General features: G+C 57.5%; 10 protein-coding genes. 2 read left to right on the top strand and 8 right to left on the bottom strand.

What is annotated here, in order from left to right; genetic code table 11:
* Positions 1 to 10: 10 nt before the first annotated feature.
* The 8 genes from HGP17_RS02415 to HGP17_RS02450 form a co-directional block, all read right to left on the bottom strand.
* Positions 11 to 2197 (bottom strand): glycosyltransferase family 2 protein, encoded by a 2187-nt coding sequence (locus tag HGP17_RS02415; RefSeq protein WP_168805619.1) that lies wholly within the window; start codon positions 2195 to 2197, stop codon positions 11 to 13.
* A gap of 51 nt (positions 2198 to 2248) precedes the next feature.
* Positions 2249 to 3175 carry a hypothetical protein gene (locus tag HGP17_RS02420; protein ID WP_246703977.1) on the bottom strand — a complete coding sequence of 309 codons (927 nt, stop codon included), beginning with the start codon at positions 3173 to 3175 and terminating at the stop codon, positions 2249 to 2251.
* A gap of 200 nt (positions 3176 to 3375) precedes the next feature.
* A complete protein-coding gene (locus HGP17_RS02425; protein WP_348648879.1) occupies positions 3376 to 4575 on the bottom strand; it encodes a capsule biosynthesis protein in 1200 nt (399 codons plus the stop codon).
* 95 nt (positions 4576 to 4670) lie between these two features.
* Positions 4671 to 5324 (bottom strand): ABC transporter ATP-binding protein, encoded by a 654-nt coding sequence (locus HGP17_RS02430; RefSeq protein ID WP_168805624.1) that lies wholly within the window; start codon positions 5322 to 5324, stop codon positions 4671 to 4673.
* A 13-nt stretch (positions 5325 to 5337) separates the two neighbouring features.
* Entirely contained in the window at positions 5338 to 6627 is a 1290-nt protein-coding gene (locus HGP17_RS02435; protein WP_168805626.1) for a capsule biosynthesis protein, read from the bottom strand.
* On the bottom strand, positions 6605 to 7693 hold the full coding sequence (locus HGP17_RS02440) for a hypothetical protein (RefSeq protein ID WP_168805628.1): 1089 nt from the start codon (positions 7691 to 7693) through the stop codon (positions 6605 to 6607). The genes HGP17_RS02435 and HGP17_RS02440 overlap by 23 nt, the downstream gene beginning before the upstream one ends.
* Positions 7683 to 7820, bottom strand: a complete 138-nt coding sequence (locus tag HGP17_RS33485; RefSeq protein WP_168805630.1) for a hypothetical protein — start codon at positions 7818 to 7820, stop codon at positions 7683 to 7685. The genes HGP17_RS02440 and HGP17_RS33485 overlap by 11 nt, the downstream gene beginning before the upstream one ends.
* 12 nt (positions 7821 to 7832) lie before the next feature.
* Positions 7833 to 8684: a class I SAM-dependent methyltransferase gene (locus HGP17_RS02450; protein ID WP_246703946.1), complete on the bottom strand. Its 852-nt coding sequence runs from the start codon at positions 8682 to 8684 to the stop codon at positions 7833 to 7835.
* Between the two features lie 605 nt (positions 8685 to 9289).
* Here HGP17_RS02450 and HGP17_RS02455 point away from each other — a divergent pair.
* A complete protein-coding gene (locus HGP17_RS02455) occupies positions 9290 to 10468 on the top strand; it encodes a polysaccharide biosynthesis/export family protein (RefSeq protein WP_168805632.1) in 1179 nt (392 codons plus the stop codon).
* A 349-nt stretch (positions 10469 to 10817) separates the two neighbouring features.
* Positions 10818 to 18254 (top strand): type I polyketide synthase, encoded by a 7437-nt coding sequence (locus HGP17_RS02460; protein WP_168805634.1) that lies wholly within the window; start codon positions 10818 to 10820, stop codon positions 18252 to 18254.
* Positions 18255 to 18270 lie beyond the last annotated feature (16 nt).

The following is an 18270-nucleotide window of genomic DNA, read 5'->3' on the forward strand; positions in this document are numbered from 1 at the left end:
GCACGATTTTCTACGACATCGATGGAATGAAGAGCTTCGTCGGCACCAGAATTCTCGGGTCTGATTTGTCGCGGCTATAGGCGGGGTTGAGAGCCCTATCCGCAAAGCCCTGGGTCGCATGCGCGCGGCGCAGGTTTTCCTTTTCCTGATTGAAGCGCTTCTTTCGCTCACCCGATTTGTCGGAGCCGCGCGAGAGCGATTCATGATGGTAGAGGCAGGCAAAGGGCGTCCATATGATGCGAAAACCGGCTTTGTGGGCACGCAGGCAATAATCGACATCATTATAGGCGACGGCGAAATTCTCCTCGTCGAAGACGCCTATTCTGCGTAGGCAGTCACCCGAGATCAGCATCACGGCGCCGGTGACACAGGTCATGGTGTTGCGCACATGCAGCCGGTTCATGGGACCGCCGAATTCCCTGGGCTTGTTCAGGTACCAGTGACCCGCCAGTCCTCCGAAGCCGATGATCACGCCCGCATGCTGTATCTTGTTGTTGGCAAAGAGCAATTTGGCGCCGACGATGCCTGTTCTGTCATAGGCTAGACAGGACACCATTTCCTTCAACCAGCCCGGTTCGATGACCTCGACGTCATTGTTGAGAATGAGAAAGTGATCTCCGGTGGCGGCACTCAGCCCGCGATTGACCGAGCGCGAGAAGTTGAAGGCTTCGGGGGCGACGGCGGCGGAAAAATTGGGATGCGTCTGGCGATAACGCTCGTAGAGATCAAGAACCTCCTGCTTCGTCGAGCCGTTGTCGATGACCAGCACTTCGAAATTCGGATAGTCAGTTTTTTCGAACACGTCATGAAGGATGCGGGAGATCAGATCGAAACCGTCCTTGCTGGGAATGACGATCGATATCTTCGGCCAATCGCGTGGCGGTTCGAATGTGACGCGATGCAGCGTTTTTGTCAGCGCACCCTGAACGTCGATTGTTTGCTGCTGCCGGGCGAACCGCTCCGTGAGCGCCTTTCTGGCATTTGCCGTCGCCGCCTCCATGAACTTGCGCGAATAGGTCTGGCCGTTGCGCCGCCACCAATAGGCGGGGTAGGGCAGGTGAAGGATACGTTCCTCCGGAATGCCTTCCAGATAGCGCAGCAGCAGGTCGTAATCCTGCGAGCCATCATATCCGGTCCGCAGGTAGCCGATTTCACGCAGTCGGTTGTGGCGATAGACGGAGAAGTGGTTGATGTAGTTGACGCCTGTCAGCAATACGGAGTCATACGCCGGCTTGAGCATGATGCCCGTCGGCTTCAATGTGTCATCGACGACAAGCTCATCGGTGTAGAGAAAGCCTGCATCCGGATTTTGTTCGAGTGTGTGCCTCATGAGCTTGAAGGCATGAGGAGCAATGACGTCGTCATGGTCGAGGAAGGCAACCCATTGACCTTGCGCGTGCGCCAGCCCGGCATTGGTGGCAGCCGCGATGCCGCCATTGCGGTCGTTGAGCACAATGCGCACATTGGTGCCTTCCGTCCGCTTCGCATACCATTGTCGCGTTTCAGACGAGGTCGAGCCATCGTCGCTCAAAATGAGCTCCGTGCCTTGCTCTCCCTGCATCTCGAAGGATCTGACCAGGTCGTCCAGATAGCGGGCAGGGGCGTTATAGACCGGAACGACGACGCTCAGCCAATGGCCTGCTGTCGCGGACACCGGCGCAGCGACAAGTTCGGCAGCCAATCGATAGTTTGCGTCGGCGTATTGGATCGTCAGGCTCGGCGCCCGCTTCCCGAAACGCAATTTTGGTAGTTTCGTCCAATGTTGCGGGAGCTTGCCCAGGTCGATGCGCTCTGCCTTATCGCCGGTGCTCAGGAGTTGCGAAATATGTTTTTCTGCCGACTTGGCCGAAGAAAATGCTTTGATCTCAAAATGAAATCTCGTCAGGAAGCTGGCGGGGTCGGCACGCAATGCGCAGATAGTTCCGACCGATCCTACATCGGCCGTGATGACGAAGCGCCGAGCCTCCGATAGCGAAACGGCATCCGCCTCCCGAAAACCGCGGCCCCGATTGATATATAATTTGGGATCGATCGGCTCCTCTGCGGCTGTCAAGTGAATGACGAGCAGTCTCTTTCTGAGGGGCGAAAACCGGATCTCGAATGCGGGATCGTCACCCAGGGATTTCCAAAGATCGGATGCCCCATGCGCGGCGGTATCGCGTTCAAGGTCGGAGTTGGGTAAGATCTTCAGAGCCATCGACTATTTAAATCCAGACGCCTGCGGCGCTTATCATTTATCAAATTTGGTCTAGGCCGCATCATCGAGCGGCTCAAAATAGATGCCGGGAAAAGCCGGCGTCGCATGCTCGCGCATTTTCTCGATGGAGATCCGGGTCGCATCGCGAGCAGCGAGACGGCATTCGCGGTCGCCTACCAATCGATCGATCGTCTGCAGCCAGTCTTCGGCCGTGTTGCCGATGTGAAACTCTCCGGGAACGGCGCATCGTGTGAACGTCGGGCATCGGGAGAAAATAGCCGCAGCTCCCATGCGGCTGATGTCGATCCGCTTCGTGTCGGCGCGGCTTGCATTGGTCTTTCCCGAAAGCAGCGGCGCCAAGGCAATGTCCGCACCTTGCTGCGATGTTATCGCAAGATAGGCCGGCCAAGTGAGGGGTGGGACAACCGCTATGCGAGCGGAATCGATTCCCTGGCCGCTCCAACGGCGCGCAAGCGTGCCATTGGCAAAAACTTCAAAATGCAGATGGGCATGCTTTTCCATCGCGGCCTGAACGATCGGCATCAGAAATTCATGTTCTCGCCGGTGAACACCCGTCGCATGATAGACCATCTTCAATGGCATGACCTGGTCGGCTTTCGCCTCTGATAGATCATTAATCACGTCAGCCGGCATGGGGGCAAGAACGTCGACCTGATGACCCGGCGCTGCCAACGTACCCGCAAGCGTTTCCGTCGAAGTCCATATATGCGTCAGCAGCTGGTTAACCCGTGGCAAGGGGCGCACCGCCAGTTTCATGAGCCTGAATTTATAAGGCAAGCTCGCCTCATTGCCGCTGACGACGGCGCGGATATCGTCATCCACGAAGTATGCGACGCCGGCAAGCTTGTCGCGCCGCTCTTCGAGCCAGCGCAATTGCGGCTGTTTGATGTAGCGGCAGATGATGACGAACAGACCATCGCTCTCGATGGCATCGAGGGAATCGTCAAGACCCTTCATGATCACAGGTATGTCGCCGAGCGCTTTGGCCCGCTCGTCGAGATAGTAGCTGAAACTCGGATTGGGATATCGCGACAGGATAAGCAGCCGCTTCGCCGCACGTTGACGATCGCTCGCCTGGGCGCCGAACGGCCGCGGCTTCGGAAGCAGTCGATAGACGATGTCGCGCAGGATCTGAATGGGGCTATCCGTTGAAATTTTTAAGCGAAACGATTTTTGATATTGATCAATATGCCGAACGCCGCTCCCCAGATCAGGAGGCTTGCGCCGAAAACAAGTGCGATCCAAAGCATGCGTTGCGGATACTCTGCCTCGTCCGGTAAATCCGGTGCAAGGAAAGTGTCCAGATATAGAAGTTGCTGTTTGCTGACGAACTGAACCTGCTCCAACGTTTTCATGCTGATGGCGAACTGCTGTTCCGCGAGGTTCTGCTCAAGCTCTCGCTGAGACATGTCGACCGAGACATCGGCAAGATTTTTCTCGGAATTGTTTTGCCCGGCGATCTGGCTGTTCAGCTGATCGAGCTGGGTTTGCTTGCTGTCGATCTCGCGTTTTAAGACACGCATTTGCGGTGCGTCGCGCGAGACGGTTCCGAGCAAGGCATCATACTTCTGCTGCAGATCGATCCGCTCTTTCTGAACCGAGGAAATCAGGTTCGTAAGGACGGTTGACGACCCCTCCACACTGAGCACGCCGGTCTGGTTGCGGGCGGCGAGAAGCCGGTCCCGCGCCTTCTGCAGCTGGTCCTTGGCATTGTCCATATTGGCCTGAGCGGTCGCAATGACATCGCGCCAAACGCGGTTGTTGACGTCGTTGACGACGGATTCCGATGCGGCCACGACCTGTTGCAGGACTTTTTGCGCGTCGGCTGCGGAAAACGCCCGGACTCGGACCGTCACGATGCCGCTGTTCGCATCGATTTTGACCGAGACCATGCTTTCCCAATAATCCAGCAGCTTTTCCGAACTCGTATCGCGCTTCAGCCGCGCGAGCCGATCGATCGAGTCGTTGCCGTAGATTTTCTGTAAATCGAGCTTGTCCTTAAGCGCGGCCACCATGTCCTTGCTTTTGATGAAGTTGGTGACGATCAGCGTATCCTGAACGATTTGTGCAGCCGGAAGGCCCGTCACCTTGGTCAGCTGATTACCTCCAAGCGCGGGCGTGGACGAGCGAACGGTAAAGCGCGTCTCCGATTGATACTGGTCGGAGGCCAGCACAGTGAAATAGAATATCGAAATGACATTGGGGACGACGAGCAATAGAAACGTCGACACTAGGATTGCCCTGCCGATGATCTGTTGCATCGGACGTGGTCGAAGCCCGACGGCCCGAAACAATTGGCTCCGCCTCGACGTCGAGAAACGCAGCTTGCGCGCCGTGACGGACAGATTCGTGGCCACGTTGCGGCTATGCTCCGTCGCACTGAGCTGAATCGTCTGGGGCGCGTTGTCTGTTTCGTGAGCCATATCGGGCCTTGTCGGCAATCCCTCGTGTCCTATCGATTCAGTCTATAGTACGCTTCGATGGCCTGCTCCACCTTATCGAAGACGATTAGTCTGCCATCGACCAGCACCATGCCCTTGTCGCAATGCATGTTGATCATGCTCATGCTGTGGGACACCATGATGATGTCGGAGGACTTGCGGCGATTTTCGAACGCGATGCGGCAGCGCTCCTGAAAACGGGCATCCCCCACGGCCAGAACTTCGTCCACCAGATAACATTCGAATTCTATCGCCATCGACAGGCCGAAGGCGAGGCGGGCACCCATGCCGGAGGAATAGGTACGCACGGGCGCGTCGAGATAGTCGCCGAGCTCGGCGAATTCTTCGACGAAACGCGAAACGCGCCTGACATCCTCACCATAGGCACGAGCAACGAAATGAACGTTGGCGCGGCCCGTCATCAGCGGATTGAAGCCGCTGGCGAGACCCAACGGCCAAGACACCCTTACGTTTTTCGATATTTTCCCGGAGTTGGGCAACATCGTTCCGGCAATCATGCGTATAGTGGTCGATTTGCCGGCACCGTTCACGCCCAGCAGGCCGTAGGAATATCCCGCCTCGAATTCGCAGCTGACGCGATCGAGGATGACCTTTTTCCCGGCCGCGGTCTTGAAGAACTTCGAGACATTGTTGAAGCGGATCATACGCCGTCCCCGCTCATATCCGGTGGTCCTCCACGGAGGCCCATATGAGGGACAGTGTCGCCCATGCGACGATCAACCCCAGCAATATGATCAGCGGCGTGCTGACGCGGCGTGGGAAAATCGATTCTTCCGGAAGCATAGGTCTTACGAACACGGCCAGATAAAGTGTTTTTCGCAGCGCTTCCGCAAGCACGGCTTCATAATTCTTCTGCGAGCTCTCGTAGAGCTTTTCCGCGATCATGCGATCGGTATCGAGCCTGGAGTAATCAAGCAGGGCCTTGGCGAGGCTTGCGTTTTCCGGGCCTGTCAGTTCCGATTTCATCTTGTCGATCTGGGCATCGAGGCTGTTCTTCGCAAGCATCAGCTGCTGAAATGCCGGAGAGTTCTCGGCGTTCGACTGCCGCATGACAAAAAGGCGCGTTTCGAATTCCATCTTCTGAGCAAGCAGACCCGTGAGAAGCGTGCCGCTGTTTTTCACCTGTGTCTGGGGGCTCAGCAATCCCGACGCATTTTGAAATTGATTGAGAGCAACGAGCGCATCGCCGTAAGCCTTGCCGCTTTTCTCCACATCCGCTTTCATGCTTTGAACGATGTCGTTGCGAGCGCGTTCGGAAAGTTCGTTGATCAGCTTTTCACTCTCATCGATGATCGCATCGGCGAGCTTGACGGAATCGTCCGGAGCAAATGTCCTGACCTTCAAGGTGATGATGCCGGAGGTCACGTCGATGTAAGCGGTGACGTGGTCGTTCCAATATTTCAGAAACTCTTCATCGGAGTCCGAAGCGCGAAAGCGCGTCAGAAAATCCGCATCCTGTTTTGTAAACATCGACCGGTAGTCGATTTTTGCGCCGATGCGCTTCAGGATTTCCGTCGAGTGGATGAAGCTGGTCACCACATAGGCATCCTGCGAGGCAGAGCGCATGTTGAGGGCATTCGTCGCCCCTCCGCCTCCCGAAGCACCACTCTCGCCGCTGCTGTCGCCGGCGCCGGATACCGCCCGCACGGCAAAGCGAGCTTCGGCGACATATTGGTTCGAGGCTATGAACGCATAGTAGATGGAACTTGCGACGAAAGGCAGGATCACGAGCAGCACGAAGCCGAGCAGCCTTAGCGGGGGCTTGCCCCCGGACCGCGTTTCCGGCTCGCGCCCGTCGTGAACCGGAATATATTCGATTTCCTCGATATCGTTCCGCTCGCGCGTGCTCGGCATCTTGCGCCGAAACAGGGATGGCAGGAAATGCCGCTCGGGTTTTGCCCGAGGATACTCCTGAACTATTGCCTCATCGATGACTGGTTTTGGCATGTCGGCTTGCAATCGTTTCCGGCAGTTCAGCTGAGTCTGGCTTCATTGCTTCGCGCACATAGTGATCGAAGATCAAGTCCTCTTCGAGCATCAGTTCGGCAATATGCAATGAACGCAGGCGCGTCGCAATCTCTTCGAGAGCACTGTGTCTCGGGGGTAGCGGAAAATCTTCAACCGAAATCCCAAGCAATTCGCTGACCGCGTGTTGGAAATAAAGGCTGTCGCTGTCTCGCCCGACAATTGTGAAGCGCGACAGGAGATCGATCGCGGTCGCGACATCCGAGCGCGTCACCGTCTGCTCCGGTATGGTCGTTGCCAGCTGGCGGGTGACGGGTGACACGAGAACGGTGCGGACATTCTGTGGCGCCTTCTTGAGGGCGTTCTTGAGCGAGACCTCGTTGTCGAGATCGACCTCGGCAAAGTGCTCCGCCGCAGGAGCAAGGATGATCTTGTCGCGGTCGCCGAAGAAGGAGATCTGGGTTTTTGCCATTCGTTTCAGAAGGAAAATCCGCAAGGCCAATTCATAATAAGGATCCGTCAGCAGGGTAATTGCCTTGAAACCCTTATCCAGGAATTCCTCGTAATTGCGCATCAGCAGTCGCCCGCTAATGTAGATCGATTGAATGGCATTCAGATGAAATGCTTGAAGCGCGGTTTCGTGGCCGAAGCGCTCTACGGAGGAAATCTCGTACTGGAAGTGGCGGCCGCAGTGATAGTCGAACTTGACCATCGGCAATAGCTGCGTTTCCAACCGGACGACTTTCAGGGGTATGATGGGCGACGTCTGAGGGCGTCGATAAATCAGCAAGCCAGACTTCGCGTCATGAATCATCAACGACGTGCGCTCGGCCAGATCCGGAATGATCGACGTATCCAGCAAGAATCCGACTCGACCGTCTTCATGGCGGCCCGAATCGATGACCGCCTGCTTGACCTGATCGCACGGCAGAACCATCAATTCGCCGTTGGCGTCGGAGATCTTGATGTGCGGCTTGTCCGAGAACCCGTCGGGTATCAGATAGCCTTCGATCAATGTTCCGTGATCATGTTCGAGGTTAAAAAGCACGGCGGTTTTCCAAAGCCGGCAGCCAGCAGGGACAAATCGTGGAGAGAGCACTGATGCCAATCACGCTGCCCGCCGCATCGAGATGCGCGGTGTGCTGATTGGGTTCGCCGTTTTCGAATTCCCGCATTCAGACCTCTCGTCAGCCTTCGACGGGCGTTTTGCGCGCCAGCAGCGAAAAGCTCGGACCGCCGGGATGATCTAGGTTCTCATCGCGAATGATTACATCGTCAAAGCCAAATTGGCGCAGCAGCGTCAATATATCGTCCCTATGCATCCAGAAGTGCCGATCCTTCATGCCACCACAGAAGGAGGCATTGGCATTGGCGTGATGATAGCTGCGTTCATAATAGCGAACCGGTGTGCCGTCGACCATTTTGGTCTCGATCTTGCCGCTGAAAGGCAGGCGACGAACGTCCCCCTCCGGCATCGCTTCTTCCAGGAAGAAATGCGTCCAGATGAAGACCGCATTCGATCGTTTTGCCAGGAGCCGAAGAAATTCCCCAGGATCGGCCATATGATAGAGAACGCCTGATGCGATCGCCAGGTCGTAGATCTGCTCGCGCTCGCTGAGCCAGGCGTGGATGTCACCCAGCATGAAGGCGGCATTGGCGATATTCAGAATCTGCTTGGTGACGAGACACCGCAGAAAGCAAAGGCGGTTTGCTTCGATCGCGTCGATTCTCGAGGCGCCATGACAATTCAGCATGTAGGTGTGCATGCCTTCCAGAGGGCCGACTTCCAGAACCGTCTTGCCTTCGATGGAGCCGAAGGTGCGCAACGCCCAGTCGATACGATCATCGGCATAGAGTGGCAGCGTGCCCGCGTTGACATTCAAATCCGGCGGAAAAGCGCAGTTCCAACCCGGAAGAGCGTCTATGGCATTCTGGTGAGCCGGTACGCCCTGCTCGTACTGATCGAATATCTCCAGGGGGTTTTTAGATTGCTTGTTTCGGGAGCGTTTTGAGAAACCGAGCATTGACCTAACTTTCATTGCCATCAGCATTCGGCCGATCGCATGTGGCTATTACCAAATTTCGAGTTGAGAAGAATATTTTATTGCGACAGCAGTTTCCCAACCCTCGGCGCCAGGAAAGGCGGTTTCTGCTGCCATTGTCATTGAAATATCTATCCTGCTGAAAACCGCGATGTAACAACTTCTAATTACTATAATCCGTCGTCGTCGCTCAAATTAAGGTGTATGCCTCGTATCTCCTGCAGGCAATAGCAATCGCCTGAAAAGCAGAGCAAGTGGTATTTATACGGAACATAATGTCGCTATTTCGTCGATTTTCGGGAAAGCGGATGCTTAATGATCCTTTACCATCTTTCGAAAAATTTAATTTAAAATTGACAAAGAATAGCCGCTCAAATTGCGTTGTTCATATTTGCCGCCTATACCTCGGCGCGATCAGGTTATCATCAATGACAAGTGTGTCCGGATGATCGCATCTGATTTTTTTGATTGTATTCGCAGTGTAATGGGCTTGTTGATGAAAGCTCATTATGCTTTTCAAAGCATCGTTAGATTTGATGCATACGATGTCGGCGCCAGCCATCGGGTAGTGGCGACAGCTAATAAAATTTGAGGTTGTTCAATTGATTCGTATTGGCGCCGTACTTTGTTGCGTAGTTCTAGCAGGCTGCAATTCCGTATCGAGCGAAGGCCCTCTTGCCGGCGCCATCAACAATGATGCCGGTCAATCCGGCGCGGAGCTTGGCCGCCAGAATGCCGCCGTCTTCGATATCGTCGACATCGACAGCCGTAGCGCCCGCCTGGTTTCCGACTATGTTTCCACGACATTCAATCGCCGCTTCGGAATAGGCGGCGGCGTCGGCCCCGCGGTCATCGGCGTCGGCGATGCTTTGAAGGTGACGATTTTCGAAGCCGGCACCGACGGTCTCTTCTCCACGGCGCAATCGAAACAGGTGTCGCTTGACATCGTCGTGCAGCCGGACGGGCGGGCATCCATTCCCTATGCGGGCTCCGTGAGCTTTGCCGGCAAGTCGCTTGAAGGGGCCCGGAAGGCGATTCTGGCAGCCTTGGCGACAAAGGCAGTCGAACCCGATGTTATTGTCACGAGCATGGGGACGCCATCGCGCACGGTGACAGTGTCCGGCTCTGTCGGGCGCCCATCGATGGTTTCGCTTGATCTGACCAAGGAAAAGATCACCGAAGTTATCGCAAAGGCCGGTGGCCCGACGACTCAGCCCTACGAGACCTACGTGACGCTTGTTCGCGGCAACAGGACGGGAACCGTTCTGCTGAAGTCGATCATCGAGCATCCCTCTGAGAACATCCTGGTTCAGCCGGGCGATCAGATTTTCCTCGTGCGTGATCCGAGAACCTTCACCCTGCTCGGTTCCGTACGTGGAGACGGACGCCTGGAATTTGGCTCGAACGATCTCAATCTGCTTGAAGCCGTCGCCTTGGGGCACGGCGCCATCGACGATTCCAGCAACGCCAAGGGTTTCTTCCTGTTCAGGTACGAAGAGCCTGAAATCGTCAAGAGCCTTCTTGGGCCGGCGCGCTTCCAGGAATTGCTGCGCAAGGGCATGGCCCCGGACTCGAAGGGGCGCTATCCGATCGTCTATCGCTTCGATATGACTCATCCCGACAGCTTGATTGTCGGTCAGACTTTCCCGGTCAAAAGCCGCGACGTGATCTACGTATCACGCCATCCTTCCGTCGATATTCGCAAGTTCCTGACAATAGTTGGCGCTCCGCTGGGGATCGCGGCACAAGGCGCGGCGACGGCGACCCTTTTGAATAACTAGTCGTGGAAGGCGACGGTCTGGTGATATCCCAGGTTTGCTCCTGCCGCGTCGCCTGCGATAGATGCCGACATTTGTATGATCGGGACGGATCGAGCCTTGTTGACGGTCGGAAATTGGCCGTGAATCGATGCACATAACGGCTGGCGTCAAATCGTCCGCGGGGCTGCTTTTGGCCGGTGGAGCGAGGGCGCGGGAATGAATGCATTGCTTCGATTATCGGACTGTCACATGTTGGCTATACACGCAGTTTTGCCGTCTCTGACAACCAGAGATTATGAGAATGCGTGCAGTCGACAGTGATATTGCCGATTCGATACGACGCACGTTGTAAAAATATTGCCGAGAGATCATGACAGTTGAAATTATCGGACGCGCAAGCGTTGCCCCTGGGGCGGGTTCGATCGAAGAGCTACAGCTCGTTCTCAAGGAAGGACGCTGCACAGTAAGCCGCATCCCTGAAGAGCGCTGGGACTTGGCGCGCTTTTGGCATCCGGCTGTCGGCGTTCCGGGAAAGACCTACAGCTATGCTGCCGGAGTTCTCGAAAACATCTATGCGTTCGATCCTGCGGTTTTCGGCCTTTCACAGCGCGAAGCGATGCAGATGGATCCGCAGCAGCGCATCCTGCTGAATGTCATATGGCGGGCCTTGGAAGACGCAAACCTGCCGATCGACGGCTTCGCCGGCCAAACGGTCGGTGTTTATATCGGGGCCTCCTCGCTTGAACATGGCAATCTGACGCTCGAGGATCCGGCGTCCGGCAGCCCGTATTTCATGACGGGCAATACGCTATCCATCGTTTCCAATCGTATCTCGCACATATTCGGGCTGCGTGGCCCGAGCATGACAATCGATACGGCGTGCTCTTCGTCGCTTGTCGCGCTGGATCAGGCCATGCGTGCTCTCGAAACAGGTGAGATCGACACCGCGATCGTTGGCGGCATCAACCTATTGCTCAATCCCATGTCCTTTGTCGGCTTTTCGCAGGCCCGCATGTTGTCGCCGGAAGGGCTGTGCCGCGCTTATGACGACAATGGTCGTGGTTATGTCCGCGCCGAGGGTGGCGCGGCGATCGTGTTGCGTCGCACCGACGTCGCGTTGCGCGAAAGGGATCGAAGCTATGCCAGACTTCACGCCGTCGGCGTCAATTCTTCCGGCCGCACGAATGGCATATCGCTGCCGTCACGTGAGGCGCAGGCCGCCCTGCTTCGATCGATCTATGAAAAGCACAACATAGATTTCAACCGGATTGCCTTCATCGAGGGACATGGGACGGGCACGAAAGTCGGTGATCCCGCCGAGATCTGGGCGATCGGCGAGGTCATCGGGCGCAATCGCCGTGCTCCGGTGCCGGTCGGATCGATCAAGACGAATATCGGGCATACCGAGCCGGCATCAGGCCTTTTTGGTCTGCTGAAGGCAATGATCGCGCTTGAAAACAATTTCCTTCCGGCGTCGCTGCATTTCGACCAGCCGAATGAAAACATCGATTTCGAAGGATTGAACGTCAGGATCAACACCTCTGCTATCGAACTTCTCCCTGCAAAGCAGGCTCGCTTTGTGGGCATCAATTCCTTCGGCTTCGGCGGAACGAATGCGCATGTCGTCATCAGCGATCCCGATCCGGTCGCGCCGCCGGAGCCGCAGCTTCGCGGCGAGGGGGTAGTGTTTGCTGCAAGCGCCCACACGGCCTCGGCGCTCACGCGGCTGCTTGAGGATTACAAAGTTCGCCTTGCGCAGGCCGAGCCCAAAGAAGCGCGCCAGATCATCGCGTCCGCCGCCGCCAATCGCGAACCTATGCGCCATCGCTTTGCGGCGCGGGCCAAGGACAGCGCGTCCGTGCTCGAAGCGATCGAGTCCCATCTTGCCGGCAAGAATTCGGTTGGTGAAGCCGGCGAAGCGCCGATGCAGGCAACCAAGATCGCGTTCGTCTTTTCCGGCAACGGCTCTCAATGGGCCGGCATGGGCGTCGGCGCCTATCAGGAAAACCGGCATTTCCGCCAATGTTTCCAGTCTTTCAGCGCACTTTTTGAATATTATCTCGGAGAGAAGCTGACGGATATTCTGGTCGCGCCGGATCTGTCCTCGCGACTTTCCGACACAAAGATTGCCCAGCCGCTGTTGTTTGCTGTCCAGGCGTCGCTTTCCGATTGTCTGTGGGCGACGGGTGTCAGACCCGATGCCGTCTTCGGCCATTCCGTGGGCGAGATCGCTGCAGCCTATGCCGCTAAGGCATTGACCGCGGCCGAAGCTGTCGCGATCGTCGCCAAGCGCTCCCTGCATCAGGATCTCTTGGCCGGTGAAGGCAAGATGGCGGCCGTGGTGCTCAATGAGGACGCGGCGCTCGCTTTCGCGAAAACCCACGGTCTGAACAGCATCTGTATCGCGGCGATCAATGCCCCCAACTCGGTGACGATTTCCGGTCCAGTTGCCGAGATCGAGGCATTCAAGGATGCCGCGCGGAAATCTCAGATCGTGGCGCATGTCCTCGACATCAACTATCCATTCCATCACCCGATCATCGATCGCGCCAAGGATGCATTCCTCGCCGATCTGCCGGATGTGGCGCCGGATGGCGGAGCAGGGACATTCATTTCGACCGTCACCGGCGCACTTCGTGATGGCCGGCTGCTGGATGCGCAATACTGGTGGCGCAATGTGCGCGATCCCGTATTGTTCAAGGCCGGTTGCCTGGCTGCCATGGATATGGGGTGCAATCTCTTTATCGAGATTTCGCCGCGCCCGATTCTTTCGAACTACATAGCCGATATCGCAAAGCAGGCATCGATCCAGGTCATCGCCATACCGACGCTTTTGCGCGAGGCGCCTGCTGCCGGCCATGATCCTGTTTCGCAATCTTTCGCGCGTGCCGTTGCCAACGGTGCGCCGGCGCTTCGCGCGCGGGGAAGCGCCACGCGCAACGCATTCGTCAAGCTGCCGCCGCTGCCGTTCGAGCTGGTGGAATTGCACACCCAGCCGACAAGCGACGAGATCGATATTTTCGGGCGCGATCGCAAGAGTTCATACGGCCTGCTCGGATGGCGAACCGATCCCAATGGATCGAGCTGGAAGAACCATATCGATGCGCAACTCTTTCCAGATCTTGCCGAACATGTCGTAGACGGCAAGGCGATCCTGCCGGGTAGCGGTTTTATCGAAATCGCTGTTACTGCCGCGCAAGCCTATTATGGCGCGGATGACGTCGAAATCGGCAATCTGGAGATCGTGCGTCCGCTGGAGTTACGCCAGGACCGTATGGCGGAGCTGTCGACGATCCTTTCGCCTGAGACCGGTGACATCGAGATTAGATCGCGCGAGCGCCTCAGTCATGACGATTGGACTGTTCATGCGGTTGCGCGATGCCGGAAGCCTTTGGAAGCGGACGGCTTTGCCAGCGATGCTGGACGCTGGGGCGGCGAGCGGAAATCCAGCCTGACGTCTGCCACGACCTATGAAACGGCAGAACGGTTCGGCCTGAACTATGGTCCGCATTTCCAGCTTCTTTCGAAAGCCGTGGCATATGGCAACAGCGCGATTGAAGTCGACCTCAAGCCCGCTTCACCCTCGTCAAATCCCTTTGCGACATACAACCTCAATCCCATGTCGGTCGATGCGGCCTTCCATGGCCTTGTCGCCTTGTTCGATCAGCTTTCCGGCGATGAAACGGGCGCACCCTATATCCCGGTTCACTTCGGCACGATCAGGGTTTTGACAGCAGGCAGATCGATTGCCAGGGCCGTGATCGAGATCGATCGGTTCAGCACCAATTCTATCAAGGCCCGCTTCAGCCTGTTTGACGCGGCGGGCCTGCGGATTGCGGTTCTCGACGATTGCCGTTTCCGTCGCACCCAGTTGCGCCGCCGCGCAACGCTCGATGCGGTAGCCTTCCATTACGAGAGCATTCCTTCGAACGTCGTTGTTCACACGTCCGCTACGGATAGGCCCGTATCCGCCGCTCCAACGGTTTTTAGGGCACCTGCAGATTATTCCCCCAACAACGCAAGCCTTTTGCTGGATGCTGCGATCTATCGCGCCTGCCATGACATTGCACTGGTCATTGCCGATAGCAAAGGCATGGTGTCGCTCGCTGAAGCCCCTGGTGGTACGGGATTGAAGCCGTTCCTCGCCAATTGTCTCTATATCCTTGAGGATGCGGGCATTGCGCAGGCGACAGGAAGCGAATGGCGGGTGCCGCAAGAACCGACATTGCCGCCGGTTGCCGAGCTGCTTCAGGAGATCTATCGCGAGGATTCCGGCCGCGTGGCAGAAGCCGTCCTCGTCAACAATGCCTACCGCGATACGTTGGAGCGCCTGGCAACGGTGCGACCGCTTCTGACGGAAGAGGAACCGGACGCCGCCGTAAGCCTTTCGATGGCCGGCGGTGCGACGCTTGAGCACGTCCTCGTTCAATCGCCGCTGAGTGAAAAGCGGCTTGCGATCCTAGCCGAGGCACTGGAAGCCTCGCTCGAGGGAAATATCGTTGCGCACATCGTCGAAATCGGTGCGGCATCGCCTGCGTTCAGCCGCAAGCTCGCTGTGATCGCTGCTTCGGTCGGCGCGAGCCTCGTCATCGCCGAGCCGCGCGAGCAGATGCGGCGTTTGCTTGAGATTGCCTTTGAACGCGATGCGCATGTCATCGTCACCGAGCCGGCAAAGCTTGCCGATCGATCCATTGCGAACATCCTCATTGCGTCCGGCGATCAGAGTCAGCATCTCCTTCGCCACGATGACAGCGTCAAAGCGATAGTCCGGGCCGTAGCGATACACGGGGGCCAGTTGCTACTCGCAGATCGTGCGCCGAGCGCTTTCAACGATTTCGTTTTTGGCCTGTCGCAGGGATGGTTCGAGGATAGCCAGTCGCCGGAATTTCCGGTCGGGCGTCTCGGCACGGTCCAGCAGATCGAGGACCTGCTGATCGGTCTGGGCTTTGCAGCACCTCATATCCAGGAGCTGACTTTCCCCGAGGGAACATTGATTGCCGCGGCAGCTGCCGCTGAACCTCAGCCGGAAGCGATCGCGCAAGTCGACGTTCACACTCCGCTACTGGTTTTAAGCGAGGGTAAGAAAAGCCTGAGCGGCATCGACAAGCGCGTGACTGTCTTTAACGTCGGCTCTTCGCCAGCGGATTTTTCCGAAGTGCTGCAAGCCGTCGAGCGAAGCCCGCACGCGATCGTTTACGTCGCGAATGCGAAGCGTGATCTCGATGCCACCGAACTCTCGCTCTTCCGTCTCTCGCTTTTCACGGAGCTTGCGACCATTTTGTCTCGAGGTGGTGACAATGGGCGACAGCGGTTGATCATCGTAGCGCCGGGCGGTTCGCCTCTGGCCGATGGAGTGATCGATAGCGCCAATGCCGGCCTTTGGGCTTTTGGCCGCGTACTGCAAAACGAATACGATACCTTGGACCTGCATCTGCTCGACGCCGATCCGGATGACGAGCGAGCCATTGCTGCGATCGACAGCGTCGCGAAGGCCGAGACCTTGAACAGAGAGTGGCTGCTGGATCGCGCAAGCGGAGACATCCGCGAGATTCGCGCTGCGGCTGGTCCCTTTGCTGCCGGTGAAACGAGCCGTCGGGACTTTGCGGCGGCAACGATCCGCCAGCATGCGAGCGGTCGGCTGGACAGCATGGTTTGGGAAGAAGCGAAACGTCCTGAACCGGAGGCGGGCGAGGTCATCATTGCCGTTGAGGCCACCGGTCTCAATTTTCGCGATGTCATGTGGGCCATGGGTCTTCTGCCGGAAGAGGCGCTGGAAGATGGTTTCGCGGGAGCGACGATCGGCATGGAATTTGCCGGGCGGGTGTTCGCGGTCGACGACGCCGTCGACGATCTCCAGCCAGGCGACAAGGTGATGGGCATCGGGCCTGCCGCTTTCTCGACACATGTTCGCGTTCACCGCGATGGCGTGACCAAGCTGCCGGAGACGATGGAAACGGTTGCCGCCGCAACTGTGCCCGTTGCCTTCCTGACGGCCTACTATGCCATGGTCGAGCTTGGCCGCATCCAACGCGGCGAAACGATCCTCATACACGGGGCTGCCGGTGGCGTCGGTCTGGCAGCACTCCAGATCGCCAAGCTCAAGGGTGCGAAGGTGATCGCGACGGCGGGTACGATCGAGAAACGCCGCTTCCTCGAAGTGCTCGGGGCAGATCATGTGCTCGATTCCCGCTCGCTGGATTTCGTTGCCGGCGTTCGCCGGATAACGGGCGGTGAGGGTGTCGATCTCGTTTTGAACTCGCTCTTTTCGGAAGCGATGGAGCGCAGCATCGAGCTCGTCAAGCCATTCGGGCGCTTTCTGGAGCTCGGCAAGCGCGACTATTATTCCGACCGCAAGATCGGCCTGCGGCCGTTCCGCCGCAATGTCAGCTATTTCGGCATCGATGCCGATCAGCTGCTGGTGAACGTGCCCGAGCTGACACGCCGGATCTTTGCCGAGATCGGCCAGCTGTTCGCGGATGAAAAGCTGACGCCGCTTCCGTATCGCGCTTTCGCCTATGACGAGATCGGCAATGCGTTCCGCCTGATGCAGAATGCCGGGCATATCGGCAAGATCGTCGTGCGGCCGCCTGTTATCGGCATCGATAGCGTTCTGCCCGCGCCGGCCAAGTCCCTGCGATTCGACTCCAAGGGTGTTTTCCTCGTTGTGGGCGGTATTGGCGGCTTTGGGCTTTCCGCTGCGGATTGGCTCGTCGCCAGAGGCGTGCGGCGGATCGCGCTCTCCTCGCGCCGTGGCGAGGCTGACGCCGAAACGAAGAAGGCGATGGATGATTGGGCCAAGCGTGGCGTCATCGCTTCGCTGCATGCCTGCGACATCACGGATGAAGCAGCGACAGAGGCTCTGCTTGCGTCGCTTCGGACCAAGGGTGCTTTGAAGGGCATCGTTCATGCCGCCATGGTTCTCGACGATGCGCTGCTTGCCAATCTGACCCCGGAGCGGAATCGTCCAGTGCTTCAGGTCAAGATGCGTGGCGCAGACATCCTTGATCGCTTGACGCAAAAAGATCAGCTCGATCTCTTCCTGCTGTTCTCATCGGCCACGACGATGCTCGGCAATCCCGGCCAGGCGAACTACGTGGCGGCAAACGGGTATCTCGAGGGCTTGGCGCGAACGCGCCGCGCGGCGGGCAAGCCTGCTCTGGCCGTCGGCTTCGGCGCCATTGCGGACAAGGGATTTCTTGCCCGCAACATCGAGGTCAACGAATTGCTGTCAAAGCGTATCGGCAAGGCGGCGCTGAAGGCGCGTGATGCGCTGGAGCAGGTCGAGCGTTATATGCTCGCCGACAGGGGGGCGGTCGATGCCGCTGCCGTCATGATTGGCGAGATCGACTGGAACGCCGTCCGCTTGTTGCCGATTGCCAACCGCTCGCTGTTCGAACCGCTGATGCGCCATGTGGGCAGCCATCAGGCTCTGAACGAAGTCGATACCATCGATCTGGCGGAGCTGATCAAGGGCAAGTCGGAAGAGGAGGCGCAGGCCGCTCTTCACAAACTGGTTGCCGCGGAAATCGCCGCGATCCTGCGTGTGACCGAGGATACGGTGACCCCCGACAAAGTGTTGAAGGATATCGGTCTCGACAGTTTGATGGCCATGGAACTCGGCATGAGCTTCCAACAGAAGACAGGCTTCGATATACCCTTGAGCGGTGTCGGCGAAGGCACCACAGTCGGTGATGTGGTCAGTCGCCTGCGGGACCGCGTCATGAACCGCGGTAGCGATGCGGCGGAAAGCGCATCGGCGAGCGATGATCAGATGGTCGAACGTCTGACCCGCAGCCATACTGCGTAACAGGAAAAGGGTCGCC

It is taken from the genome of Rhizobium sp. P38BS-XIX, assembly GCF_012641435.1.
In the GTDB taxonomy this organism is placed as follows: domain Bacteria; phylum Pseudomonadota; class Alphaproteobacteria; order Rhizobiales; family Rhizobiaceae; genus Rhizobium.